This is a genomic window from Balneola vulgaris DSM 17893, from assembly GCF_000375465.1.
Lineage (GTDB): Bacteria > Bacteroidota > Rhodothermia > Balneolales > Balneolaceae > Balneola > Balneola vulgaris.
The window spans coordinates 1-12,437 of the sequence record NZ_AQXH01000012.1 but is presented as its reverse complement, the minus strand read 5'-3'; the positions used below and the strand labels follow the sequence as shown (position 1 = coordinate 12,437).

The window sequence follows — 12,437 nt, the reverse complement described above, 5'->3', positions numbered from 1 at the left end:
TCACCAATGATTTATTTAGAAAAAATTCGTCAATTAGAATCAGGAGAAAAGTTACAAGAAAATGGTGGTAGAACCTTTTTTATTGAAACTGACGATAAAGAAGTTAAGTACTTCATAGAAAAACGTTGGTGGCAATTTTGGAAATAAATCGGTTGTATAACAAGCGTTTCAAGCGGACACTGAATCAAGTTCAGCGCATGCTCGTTTATAGCCTTTAACTAAAATCTTACATTGTAACGTGCCGCTTAAACGCCGGGTCGTTATAGGGCTCAACTAATTCACAAAATTGAGACACATTCTAAAAATACTAAATACCAATTGGATTCACTTAATTGGCTTTTTAATTACAGCTTATTTAGGTGGTATTTTCTTCAAGCTTATTGGAGTAGAGTCAGAACAAAATTGGTCTGAAGTATTTTTCGATAATATTTTACTCATACCCTTTTCTATTTTAATCTATGGAATTCCATTTTTGATTGGATTTTATTCTATAATCATCATATTGGATTTTTTAAGCTTTTATTTCACGGGCATAAATACAACAAAAGTGATACTTATTGAATGGATATTAATTGTTACACCATTCTGGTATTGGGCTTTCAAATATGAATTTTGGATCTGGTTGCCTTTATCACTTTCACTACTGATTACTCAAGTTCTTAGAGTAAAATCGATAAATAGATTTCGTGAAATAAAACCAAAGGTCGCCCTATAACAAGCGTTTCAAGTCGGACGCAGGTAGGGTTCGCTGGAAAGCATGTTGGCAATAAAAATATTCAGTTACTTCAACAAAAACCGTAAACCTGCGCCGCCCTGCCTGCCGGCAGGCAGGTTAAACGCCGGGTCGTTAGTGGTTTTCTATGGATAAACATTTAAATCTTGCAAATAGATTATATGAAGTGTTTCGAGGGAACATAACCTGTATTAACACTTGGGGCGTTTATCTATTCAACTCTGACTTCGATAATGAACCTGAATTAAGGAATAAGGTTGGAATTATTTGGATTTGTGCACTATTCGATACTTTAGAAGCAGATAATAAATTTATCCCTCAAATCATAAAGGAAGCTAAACAAGAAGGTTTTGAGTCTCTTGTTCACAATGGCATTCAGCTGCAAAATTTGTGCAAATTAACTGGTGAACTCTTAGACTCGTTTACAAAGCAATAATAAATTTTTATGATTGACCTGAGAAACCAATGGACACATGGCTATTTAGTAAATCGACATCGCAATCATGTTTCTGTAAAGTATTCTCAAGACGGTAAAATCAAATATGAAAAATTATCTAGCTCGAAATATTCAGAAATAACACGAGAGCTATTTGAAAACGGTAAACTTGATGAAACTATTCAGCCATTGATCAAAAGAGCTCTTGATCCAAGTCACAGATATTGGCAAGCTGTCGGTGAACTTCAAAAACATGATCAAGAAATGTATCGCATACTTAGAGATGGAGAAATCTTCAATATATCAGTTTAAACCACTAACAAGCGTTTCAAGTCGGACCTCGACAGTGGTCGGGACTTCGCTCTATTTTGCTTTTAACTAAAACCTAAATAGTAACGGGGCCGCTCCGCCAGTGGGCGGACAGGTTAAACGCGGGGTCGTTATAGTTCTCCTCTATCCTTCATTGGAAAAATATATTCAAATCTACATTCACTATTATTCTTATTTATAAGAATGATTTCAAAAATTAATTGATTTATTTTTAAACTCGCCTCTCTATATTTATCGTAATAACTTTCGAATTCAATACTTTTTTCCCATATCTGAATCTCATCAAACATTACTCCATTTTGTTTGAAGTCTTTGCTAGTAATTAGTCTGTCATTAATTATCGAAATATGATCGATAATTTTTGAGTTTAATGGATATAACGCATCATCGTTTTGACCTACTTTATACGATAGATTAACTGATAACTTCCAGTTTCCAATATCATAAGGTTCTTCACCATACAAAATATTGTTATTAATCATCCTTAACTTAAAATCAAATTTCTTAGGGTATGGGTTTTCTCTATGGTTCCAACCATATGATTGAACATAATTTTCCTCTATCCCAGGCCAATTACCGATTGTATATTCTACACCTTCTCTATTCCAGATTTCTATTTCAGGGTTATATTCAAAGCAAACATTTGAAACTACATTTCCTTCAATAATCGATGTATCCTCATTCTTGACTGTGCAAGTCAGGAAAAATAATGTTCCTAAAATGAGTAATTGGGTTTTCATAAATATTGTTTTTCTTTTTGAAGATAAAATTCTATTTAGGATTAATAACAGTAATAATAGTTTAATATAAATCTTGTACTAAAAAAACGTCAAACTATAGCAAGCGTTTCGCTTCGCGGTTTTTCGAATAAAGTCGGATCCGCCAGCTGGCGGACAATTTAAACGCTGGGTCGTTAACGATCTTAATCAATCATGAAGAAATACTTCTTACTTTTTCTATTTGTCTTTCTTTTTGTTGGTGCAACTAAAGCCTGTATTTGTGAAGAGCAAACACTTGAAGAACGAATTGACAAGTATCACTTCATTTTCATTGGTAACGTAATTTCTGTTGAAGAAATCTTCACTGACATAACATCAAGTTGGCCTGATCGTCATAGAATTGTTATAGAAATTGAAAAAAAGTTCAAAGGAAATCAGAGTGAAATAATTATAGTTGAATCTGAGCTTTCAAGTTGTGCTTCATCCTTTAAAAAAGGAAAGAAATATTTAGTATTTGCCGGCCACTCAATCACAAATGAAACTGAGGTAAATAAAAACTTTGTAGCAACAAATAACAAAGTAGAAACTAGTAAATGTGATGGAACTAGAGCCATAGAGTTTTCAAGCAAAGAAATCCAAGAACTTGAAAATCACTTTAAAAATTAAGTGCATCCAATCTTTTCACAAGCATATCCCTACCCTCTCTAATCCATGGTAACAATCTCGGGTTTTGTGCCGTAACGATTGCTGGATTTATTTTGAACTCAATATTTAACCATGCGATTTTTTGCCGTCACTGTCTTTTTTCTGTTGCTTCCCCTGTTAGCTGCTTCCCAAATAATCCAAAACAAATACGTATGTCCCCCTTGTCCCGTGCACGATACGTTGTCATTTGATCATGATGGCGTTTGCTCTGTTTGTGGAATGAACTTGATTGAAAAGAGGGACTCTACAGATATCAATATCATTGAAATCCATACTGGGTCAGGTAATTTTCTTATTGATGGAGGGCGCTCACATAAGGATAGAGTGATTACCGTATTCTATCATAAGCCCAAGGGTTTTAGCCCACAATCTCCCGTAATGATGGTCATACCCGGTGCAGGGCGAGGCGGAGACACTTACCGTGATGCCTGGATTGAAGCATCTGAAAAGCATGGGGTTTTAATTTTGTCTCCACAATATGCCGAAAGATACTATCCGGAGTTTTGGAGCTACAACCTCGGTGGAATGATTACGGAGGTAGAACTAAATGAAGAGCGTACCGCCATGATCAGTTATGAGTTAAACAACAATTCAGATGAATGGCTTTGGGCTGACTTTGACAGGATTTTCTCTGAAGTTAAAGAAGTTCTACAGTTAGAAACGGATTCCTATGATATGTTCGGGCATTCCGCGGGTGCACAGATTTTACATCGCATGACGCTTTTTAAACCAGATAATAATGCCCATAGAATATTGGTTTCGAATGCAGGTTGGTATACAGTCCCTTCCAACCATGATGCTTTCCCCTATGGGTTGAAGGGAGTGAGTGTTGCCGAGGATCAAATCGAATTGGCTTTCAAGGCTAAGCTTATAGTTTTTCTTGGTGACGAAGACAATGAACATGAAACGAGAGGCCACTTAGTCCGGTCACAGGAAACAGACAAGCAGGGACTTCACAGGCTAGCGCGAGGGAAGTACTTTTTCAATCAATCAAAAGCATATGCTAAAGAACAGGGATCCGATTTCAACTGGGAGTTAAAGATAATCCCGGACGTAGGTCATGATTATAAAAAAATGAGTAAAGCAGCAGCGGGTTATTTGTATGGTATTCAATGGTAAGGTGTGCTGAATTGCACGGTAGTATTTACCATCAACTATCTCTCCCAACCACATCGTCATGATGATCCACCTGGAATTGCACTTAAGCTTGTGAGCAATAAAAATATTCAGTTACTTCAACAAATTCCGAGAACCTTCGTTGCACATCTAGCTGGTGGTCATGTTAAACGCAGTGTCATAAGGGTAATTTAAATCAACTCTAAAAAATGATATTACTTCCCGAAAAGAAAATTTTAGAAATGGTTTCAAGTTTTCCAACGTCTCATAGCAAAAATGCTATTCTCAATTCAATAATCCATCTCCGGAAAGCAGATGATATCAGTTCCATTGATGAAAAGATGTCCTACTTCAGGATTATAACTTCAATGGAAGAAATTAGCACAGGTTTAATAATTGGACTTAGAATTAAAGGGTATAAAAAGGCTAAACATATAAATCCTTATAACCATACTGAGAAAGCAATGCTTTTTAACTATTTTGTTTTAGCATTCGAACATTTCTTTGATTTTATTTCTTCGTCTAGCCCAAGATTTTATGTCGAAAAATCGAATGAAAATTCAAGTGATAAACTCTATTTGGTATTAAAAAATCCTGATACTGGTATTCAATATCAGCCTATTTTACCTTTAGATTTCTATTGCGGCAGAAAGAACTCTCCTGGCAATCTCAATGATACATTGAAGAAGTATCGCGGCAATAAGATTATTGAGAAAGTTGTAAATGCATCTGAAAGAATCGCAGCTGAAAGAAATTTCATTTTATATGCTTATCAACAAGGAATTGCTAATTTTGATATTGATTTTAAAAAGTTGATCGAGATCACTAAATATAAATTACTTCTACTTGTCTCTATTTGGATACTAATCATGCAAAATGATAGACAGTTATTTGTTCAGCAAGTTTTAGATTCTCTTCAGGAAGTACTACCAAATATTAAATCCGATAATCAGATTGAAGAACTAATTGAGCAAAACTTGATTTCTGGTGACAGAAAAATTGATATCTTATATACAAAATTACCCTAACAAGTGTTGCTCTCGTTCCCAACGTCCCCGCTGGGAACGCATTATAAAAGCTCTAGCTTCGCTAATAGCGAGATAAATTCATTCATTTACCCATCTCCCTACCAACGCCGTCTCCTGTGCAGCGGTCCGCCAGCTGGCGGACAGGATCTTAAGTTGGCTATGAATGTGTGAAAGGAGACCTTTGGAGCGAAGAGAAGGAAAAAATGATATCTATATTTGCCTTAAAGTGATGACACTTTTGGCTTGATCTCCCGTTCTGCAACGGGACAGGCGCCAGTGTCAAAAAGTCAATAAGATTCCAAACTCCTCCCATCGGATACTGAATTCAGCGTTGATATAAATGGATCCCGATGGTTCGTCAGACAGGGAATCTTAGGATATTCTTCACTTTGCTAGTCATGATGGAACAGTTTGGTTATCTCTGCTCAATTCCAACGCCGGAGATTGTTGGAGGGGTTTAGGTATTTCAGGGCGTTAAATACCATCATTAGATATCTCCCTTCGGTCGATATGACAAAGAAATAGAAACCACCCGTTTTGTCACTTCGAGTGCATACGAGAAGTCTAACGATCGAAAACAACGCATCTATTTTATTCATTTGCTCAAAAAACAAACAACACCGTCATCCTAAGCGGAGCGAAGGATCTTAGGGGATAGGGGTTTGGGAATTTTATCCGCTGACGTGATTTATACCAAGGGTCATGGGAATGTTGTTTACGGCACTTGGCAGATTGTTAACCTCGTTCTATTATCCCGCATGATCCTTCTCCACCTGTCGGCGGATCAGGATGACCCATTAATTTAAAGCTGATTCATAGTATAAATATTGTCGCTCCTAGTGAGCCACAATCACTTCCCCTTTTGTGTGGACAAAAGGGGAGCAAAAGCCACCGGCAGGAATTTATTCGGGCCTTCCTTAGCCGCGCCAGGCACAACATGCAATTCCTCTTCCGACAGTGGTCGGAATCGGCGCATGTTCTGCTTCTCTGTCGCTGTGCAAAATGAAGGCAACTCCTGCTCAATTCCAACGCCGGAAATGGTTGGAGGGGTTTAGGTATTTCAGGGCGTTAAATACCATCATTAGATATCTCCCTCCGGTCGATATGACAAAGATTGAGATACTGCCACCCTTGTCACTTCGAGTGCATACGAGAAGTCTAGAGATCGATAACAACGTATCTATTTAACTTATATATCTAACCAAACAAAAAAGCTGTCATCCTGAGTAGGAAAGGCTGTGATGAGGCTGAAGAGTGCTAACACGAAGGATCTCAAGTGAACGCACTACCCAAAGCTAGTTCAAGGTTTGAGACCCTTCGCAACCGATTAAGTGGCCTTAGTAGTACTCATCGGCTCAGGGTGACAGCTTTTTTTGTAAGGTTGGGCCTTCAAATGAGTCATAAAACTATGGCGAACATTTATTATGTATATATACTAAGCAATTATTCAAAAATGCTTTACATCGGTGTCACTAACGATTTAGAGCGTCGTGTCTATGAACATAAAAACAAATTAATCGAGGGTTATTCAAAACGGTATAATCTTTTCCAATTGGTTTACTATGAATCTACTCATGATATTGGTAGAGCAATAGAAAGAGAAAAACAACTAAAAGGCTGGACAAGAGCTAAAAAAGTGAATTTAATATATAAATCGAATCCTTACTGGAATGACTTAGCAGCTGAATGGTATTAAAAGCTGTCATCCTGAGTAGGAAAGGCTGTAATGAGGCTGAAGAATGCTAACACGAAGGATCTCAAGTGAACGAACTACCCAAAGCTAGATCAGGGTTTGAGACCCTTCGCAACCGATTGTCCTCGTTCCCAACGTCCCCGTTGGGAACGCATTCTTGAAGCTCCAGCTTCGCTAATAGCGAGGTAATTTCATTCACTTTCCCAACACCCATCTATAAATATCCCCCACCGGGCTATATGACAAAGGCAGGGAACAAGGGATTCACTCCACCAACCGGATTAAACGCTACGTGCTACTTTCCACACTGCAATACTACCGCCAATGATAAAACAGACACCTGCGATCCAATCACCGAAAAAGATTTCACCCATACCATATAGGAAGAATAAAATGCTCATTAATGAGATTACCACATTAATTAAGGCAGGTTTTAAACTATCATGCGAGATGATACCATTCGAAAAAGGTTTCCATCCTTTACCCATAGGACGAACTTGAGCAAAAAAGGCCGTCAACGTCTCATCACTTTCGGGTTTAGTCACAAAGGTAGCGATGAGCCAAGCAATTGTGGAAATAGAGGTCGTGAAGATCATTCCATTTTCGAAGCCAAATTCAAAATACTTGGCAATGAGGGCCCCTATAAAAGCCACAATCATAGCCGTGATTTCACTCCATGCATTGATTCTCCACCAGAACCAACGCAATAGCATCACCCCGCCAATACCTGCACTTAATGAGAGAATAAACTCCCATCCACCTTTCACAGAATCGAAGTAGTACGATACAACAATGGCAATTCCTGCCATAGCAATAGTGGCAAGTCTTGAGATAAACACATAGTGCTTCTGAGCTTTTTCTCTGGATTCAAATTCTTCTTCTTTTTTGATGAATCGCGCATAGAAATCATTGATTACGTAGCTCGTTCCCCAGTTTAGTTGAGTAGATATAGTAGAGACAAATGCGGATAAAAATGCTACGCATAACAGTCCGAACCAGCCAACGGGAAGCACTTCAGCCATCATCATTGGGTAGCCGGCTTCTTTGTCGGTTAGCTCTGGGAATACCACTAACGAGACGAGAGCTACTAAAATCCACGGCCATGGACGAATGGCATAGTTCGCAATATTAAACAGTAAAGTACCGCCAACAGCGTTGCGTTCGTCTTTAGCTGAGAACATACGCTGTGCGATGTAGCCACCACCTCCAGGTTCCGCACCGGGATACCATGCCGCCCACCAAGCCATCCCCACCCATATTAACGCAGTTGTCAACATTATTTTAGGGTTGGTAAATGGGTTTAAGCTTAGAATATCAAAATCTGAAATAGCCGTGAGCTGTGTTTGTAAGGCATCTAAGCCACCTACATGATCAACGGCGAAAAAGGCAAGGGCGATGGAGCCTATCATGGCAATGAAAAACTGAATAAAATCGGTTACAACCACTCCCCATAGTCCCGATATAGCAATATAGATGGCCGTCATTGCATACAAAATCAAAATAATCTGCCATTGATCGGCGCCAGTAATAACAGACATCACTTTGGCCATTCCTACCGTAACCCAACCCATAATCACACAGTTGAATGGAAAGGCGAAGTAAAGCGCTCTAAATCCTCTTAAAAAACTAGCAGGTTTGCCGCCATAGCGAAGCTCAATAAATTCACAATCGGTGAGTACATCCGCTCGCTTCCAGAGTTTAGCGTAAATAAAAACCGTGATAACCCCCGATATCATCCAGCTCCACCAAAACCAGTTACCAGCAACCCCTTGTGAGGCTACTAATCCGGTAATGGCTAATGGGGTATCGGCGGCAAAAGTAGTAGCTACCATAGAAACCCCTACTAACCACCATGGCAGGTCTTTGCCACCAGCAAAGTAATCGTCGAGCGACTGCTGCCCTCGTTTTTTGGCAATCCAAGCCACTACAATTAAAAGTACTACGTACCCTGCAATTACTACATAATCCAGATTTTCAAAAGGCATTCTATACTCAGTAAGGCATTATTAATTTCGTAACCAGTCGAGTATACTGAATTATTTGGATTGAGGAAGCCTAAGTTCTAGCCACTTAATTTGAAGTTTCTTCTACGTGTAAAGGGGGTTTTTCCTCTTGGTTTGAATCGCTTTGCATGGCATCTATACTATGGATTGCCCATGGCATAGCTTCTAAACGTTCTTTTTGGATTTGATTTCCAGTTACAACACAAATCCCATAATTACCAGCAGCCATGCGGTCTAGAGCAACTGTGATTTTCTCTAGCTTTGCTTTCTGTTTTTCGATAAGAGTGTATTTGGTTTCTCGTTGTTCTTCATTAGACCCCAAATTTCCCTGATGGTGGGCTGAAGAGGATGTGTTGTCGCTCAAATTGCTTTCCAGATCCTCCAAAGATTGCTCTAACTCTTGAATCTGTTCATCGGCCTTTTTCTGTTCGTCGAGTAAGGCTGATTTAAAGTGTTCAAGTTCTTCAGAGGTAAAAGGACTGTTATTGACGGGTGCTTTTTGATCTGACATGTTAATCTCCTGATTAAATTGCGTTTATACGTTTAACAGAAGTACGACTTACATCATTTCAATAATCAATTTGGCCAATTAAAGTGGTGGATTCCACAAAAGGCAACTGCTGTACTTTATCCATGAGTTCAAACTCATTACCGGCTTCTGCTTTCAAGGTAACCGTACGTGGATTGTTACGATAGATCACATAAGCGAGATCATCAAATGCCCGTAGAAACTTACGAAGCTTTGATTGGTTGATCGAATAGTCGAATTCAATAAATATTGAAGCAACATGATTTGAATCAATACTCCTGATGTTGTCTTGTTGCTCTTTAATTAAAGCCTCAAGGTTGCTAATTGTTTCGAAATACTCACTCACCCCATTTTTAGTCTTGGGCATGTACACCGTTGCACTTGGATGAGCATGAAGAGTACGAAGCGTAGAATCGGAGGGGTTATTCACTAAACGGATGACCAACGGCTCGATGTCTAATTCAAGGATTTGAATATCGAGCTCAGCGAAAGCTTTTGCAGTAAAATCCGGGCTCACGGTATCAGCTAAATACGCCACAAACTTACCTTCCACAAAACGAATACCTTTATTCTGAAGATCTTCTAAAGCACTGTCGTCGATAACCTGAGCTTGGGATGAGATGCTCAGGAATAATAATGGTAGGAGTAGAACGAATATTCTCATGACCTTTTGATTGAATTTCATTCGAAGGAGTTCGGAAATGAATGTATGTAATAAAGCTTAGTAAACCGTATTTTCAAAGTCTGAATTTAAAAAGAATAGACTATGTCAGCTACGGCCTCAGCCGATTCACCCATTGTAAAAGAAGCAAAGCGAAGAAGAACCTTTGCCATTATTTCTCACCCCGATGCGGGTAAAACTACTCTTACTGAGAAGCTATTGCTTTATGGTGGAGCGATTCACGAAGCAGGTTCTGTTCGTGCACGTAAAGCATCCCATCATGCGGCATCCGATTGGATGGCAATTGAGAAGGAAAGAGGGATTTCTGTTACTTCATCAGTAATGCGATTTGAGAAGGATGGGATCAAGTATAACCTACTGGATACACCGGGTCACAAAGATTTCTCTGAAGATACCCTACGTACTCTAGTTGCGGCTGATAGTGGGTTGATGGTTATTGATGTGGCGAAAGGGGTTGAGGAACAAACCGAGAAGCTATTCGAAGTATGTAAGCTTCGAGAAGTGCCTGTAATCACCTTTGTAAATAAGTGCGATCGCCCCGGTATGGATCCACTGGAAGTGTTGAGTAATATTGAAGCCAAGCTGGGTATCGAAGCCGTTCCGGCAAGCTGGCCACTAGGGTATGGGCAGAAATTCCAAGGGATATATGATGTAATTGGTGGCAAAGTTCATGTGTATGAGAAGGCTGATCACGGGGCTAAAAAAGCCATCACCGAAACAATGGATGTTGAAGAAGCTCTAGCTCAGAGCAACCTTTCAGAAACGGAGAAAGAAGCCTTTCGTGAAGAGGTGATGTTGATCGAGGATATGTATCCAAACATGGATAAGGACTTGTACAACAGTGGTAAAGTGACGCCTGTATTCTTTGGTTCGGCGTTGAATAACTTTGGGCTGGATGTGTTTTTGACGTACTTCCATCAACTGGCACCGTCTCCACAAGGGTATGAACACTCAGAAGGTGGAACTCGCGATGTTGGGGATGCATTTTCGGGCTTTATCTTCAAAATGCAGGCAAATATGAATCCGGGCCATCGCGACTGCGCGGCTTTCATTCGTATTGCTTCTGGTAAATTCCAGCGTGGCCAAAATGTCGTGATTGCGAATAGTGGCAAGAAAATTAAACTAGCAACGCCACATACATTAATGGGTGATGACAGGCAGTTACTAGAAGAGGCTTTTCCCGGCGATATAGTATCGATCTTCAATCCCGGTGATTTTAGAATCGGAAGTACAATCTTTGAAAAGAAGAAAGTGCGATTCGATGTAATCCCGCTTTTTACTCCCGAACATTTTCAAAAAGTGGCAACCAAAGACCCTTTCAAGAGAAAGCAGCTACGGGAAGGCTTAAAGCAGTTATCTGAGGAAGGGGTAGTTCACGTATTTGAGGTGCCAAACGGCGTAGGTAATGAATTGCTACTTGGTACGGTGGGTGTGCTACAGTTTGAAGTAGTTGAACATCGTATGAAAGAAGAATACAGTGTGGAGCTTGTGAAAACACCCGTGGCCTATTACTGTGCGCGTTGGTTGCCAAACGACAATGATGAGGTTATTGAAAAACTCAATGCGAGCTATTCAACGCATGTTACACAAGACTTAGAGGGCAACCCGATTGTGCTACTCGATTCTATGTATGCATTAAACCAAGCGGAAGAAAAAGTTGGGGCTGAAAACTTATTCAAGTTTAAGCAAGGGTAATTAATTCTTTTGCATTCTCATGGTACAAACCCCAGAGGTTTTACCAAGCAACTAGTCAAACAACCAAGGTCGTCATCCTTTTAGATGTTAGGTATTTTCACCTCGTTCCCAACGTCCTTGTTGGGAACGTATTCTAGAAGCTCCAGCTTCGCTTAAAGGGATATAAATTCACTAGTTTACCCATCTCCCCAACCAACGCCGTCATCCTGAACAGCGGAACGCAGTGCAGCGTGATTCAGGATCTTAAGATGGCTATGGTTGTGCGTAAGGGTTGTTGCACGAAGCGTTGCTTTAGATTCTTGCAGTGCAAAGAGCTTCCCCCTACAGATCCTGAATCAAGTTCAGGATGACCCATTAATTATAAGCTGAATCTTGTAATAAACTTTGTCACTTCGAGTGTATACGAGAAGTCTAGAGATCGAAAACAAAGCTGCTATTTAACTTATATATCCAACCAAAAAAGCTGTCAACGAATTACATGACATCTACAATCCTGAGTAGGAAAGACTGTGATGAGGCTGAAGGGTGCTAACACGAAGGATCTCAAATGAACGCACTACCCAAAGCTAGTTCAAGGTTTGAGACCCTTCGCAACTGATAAAGTGGCCTTTGTAGTATTCATCAGCTCAGGGTGACAGTATTTTTTTTGTAACCATCTCTACCAACTGATAGACAGGATCTTTCTTAGGCCACTGAACCACAATCCCTTCCCCTTTTGTGTGGACAAAAGGGGAGCAAAAGCCACCGGCAGGAATTGTACTTAAGCTT

The 12,437-nt window shown here is 39.7% G+C and carries 12 protein-coding genes; 8 read left to right on the top strand and 4 right to left on the bottom strand.

Annotated features, from left to right (window positions below):
- The first annotated feature begins 286 nt into the window (after nt 1-286).
- The 3 genes from B155_RS13950 to B155_RS0112620 all read left to right on the top strand — a co-directional run bounded on the left by B155_RS13950 (nt 287) and on the right by B155_RS0112620 (nt 1,481).
- Nucleotides 287-715, top strand: a complete 429-nt coding sequence (locus tag B155_RS13950; protein WP_018128620.1) for a hypothetical protein — start codon at nt 287-289, stop codon at nt 713-715.
- Between the two features lie 145 nt (nt 716-860).
- The gene (locus B155_RS0112625) at nt 861-1,169 is read left to right on the top strand and encodes a hypothetical protein (RefSeq protein WP_018128619.1); all 309 of its coding nucleotides are present in this window, start codon (nt 861-863) and stop codon (nt 1,167-1,169) included.
- A gap of 9 nt (nt 1,170-1,178) precedes the next feature.
- Nucleotides 1,179-1,481 carry a hypothetical protein gene (locus B155_RS0112620; RefSeq protein ID WP_018128618.1) on the top strand — a complete coding sequence of 101 codons (303 nt, stop codon included), beginning with the start codon at nt 1,179-1,181 and terminating at the stop codon, nt 1,479-1,481.
- Nucleotides 1,482-1,609: 128 nt separating this feature from the next.
- Here the strand turns inward: B155_RS0112620 and B155_RS0112615 are convergent, their stop codons facing one another.
- A complete protein-coding gene (locus B155_RS0112615) occupies nt 1,610-2,239 on the bottom strand; it encodes a hypothetical protein (protein ID WP_018128617.1) in 630 nt (209 codons plus the stop codon).
- 192 nt (nt 2,240-2,431) lie between these two features.
- Here B155_RS0112615 and B155_RS0112610 point away from each other — a divergent pair, with 192 nt between their 5' ends.
- From B155_RS0112610 to B155_RS0112595, 4 genes are all read left to right on the top strand, one after another.
- Entirely contained in the window at nt 2,432-2,884 is a 453-nt protein-coding gene (locus B155_RS0112610; protein WP_018128616.1) for a hypothetical protein, read from the top strand.
- Nucleotides 2,885-3,142: 258 nt separating this feature from the next.
- Entirely contained in the window at nt 3,143-4,042 is a 900-nt protein-coding gene (locus B155_RS0112605; protein ID WP_040368611.1) for a hypothetical protein, read from the top strand.
- Nucleotides 4,043-4,248: 206 nt separating this feature from the next.
- Complete coding sequence (locus tag B155_RS0112600; RefSeq protein WP_018128614.1) at nt 4,249-5,067, top strand: hypothetical protein; 819 nt, start codon at nt 4,249-4,251, stop codon at nt 5,065-5,067.
- 1,393 nt (nt 5,068-6,460) lie between these two features.
- Entirely contained in the window at nt 6,461-6,763 is a 303-nt protein-coding gene (locus B155_RS0112595) for a GIY-YIG nuclease family protein (RefSeq protein WP_018128613.1), read from the top strand.
- A gap of 278 nt (nt 6,764-7,041) precedes the next feature.
- Here B155_RS0112595 and B155_RS0112590 read toward each other — a convergent pair whose 3' ends face one another.
- The 3 genes from B155_RS0112590 to B155_RS0112580 form a co-directional block, all read right to left on the bottom strand.
- The gene (locus B155_RS0112590; protein WP_018128612.1) at nt 7,042-8,745 is read right to left on the bottom strand and encodes a sodium:solute symporter family protein; all 1,704 of its coding nucleotides are present in this window, start codon (nt 8,743-8,745) and stop codon (nt 7,042-7,044) included.
- 85 nt (nt 8,746-8,830) lie between these two features.
- Nucleotides 8,831-9,274: a TraR/DksA family transcriptional regulator gene (locus B155_RS0112585; protein WP_018128611.1), complete on the bottom strand. Its 444-nt coding sequence runs from the start codon at nt 9,272-9,274 to the stop codon at nt 8,831-8,833.
- Between the two features lie 58 nt (nt 9,275-9,332).
- Nucleotides 9,333-9,956 (bottom strand): hypothetical protein, encoded by a 624-nt coding sequence (locus tag B155_RS0112580; protein WP_018128610.1) that lies wholly within the window; start codon nt 9,954-9,956, stop codon nt 9,333-9,335.
- Nucleotides 9,957-10,058: 102 nt separating this feature from the next.
- Here B155_RS0112580 and B155_RS0112575 point away from each other — a divergent pair, with 102 nt between their 5' ends.
- Nucleotides 10,059-11,669: a peptide chain release factor 3 gene (locus B155_RS0112575; RefSeq protein WP_018128609.1), complete on the top strand. Its 1,611-nt coding sequence runs from the start codon at nt 10,059-10,061 to the stop codon at nt 11,667-11,669.
- Nucleotides 11,670-12,437: the final 768 nt, after the last annotated feature.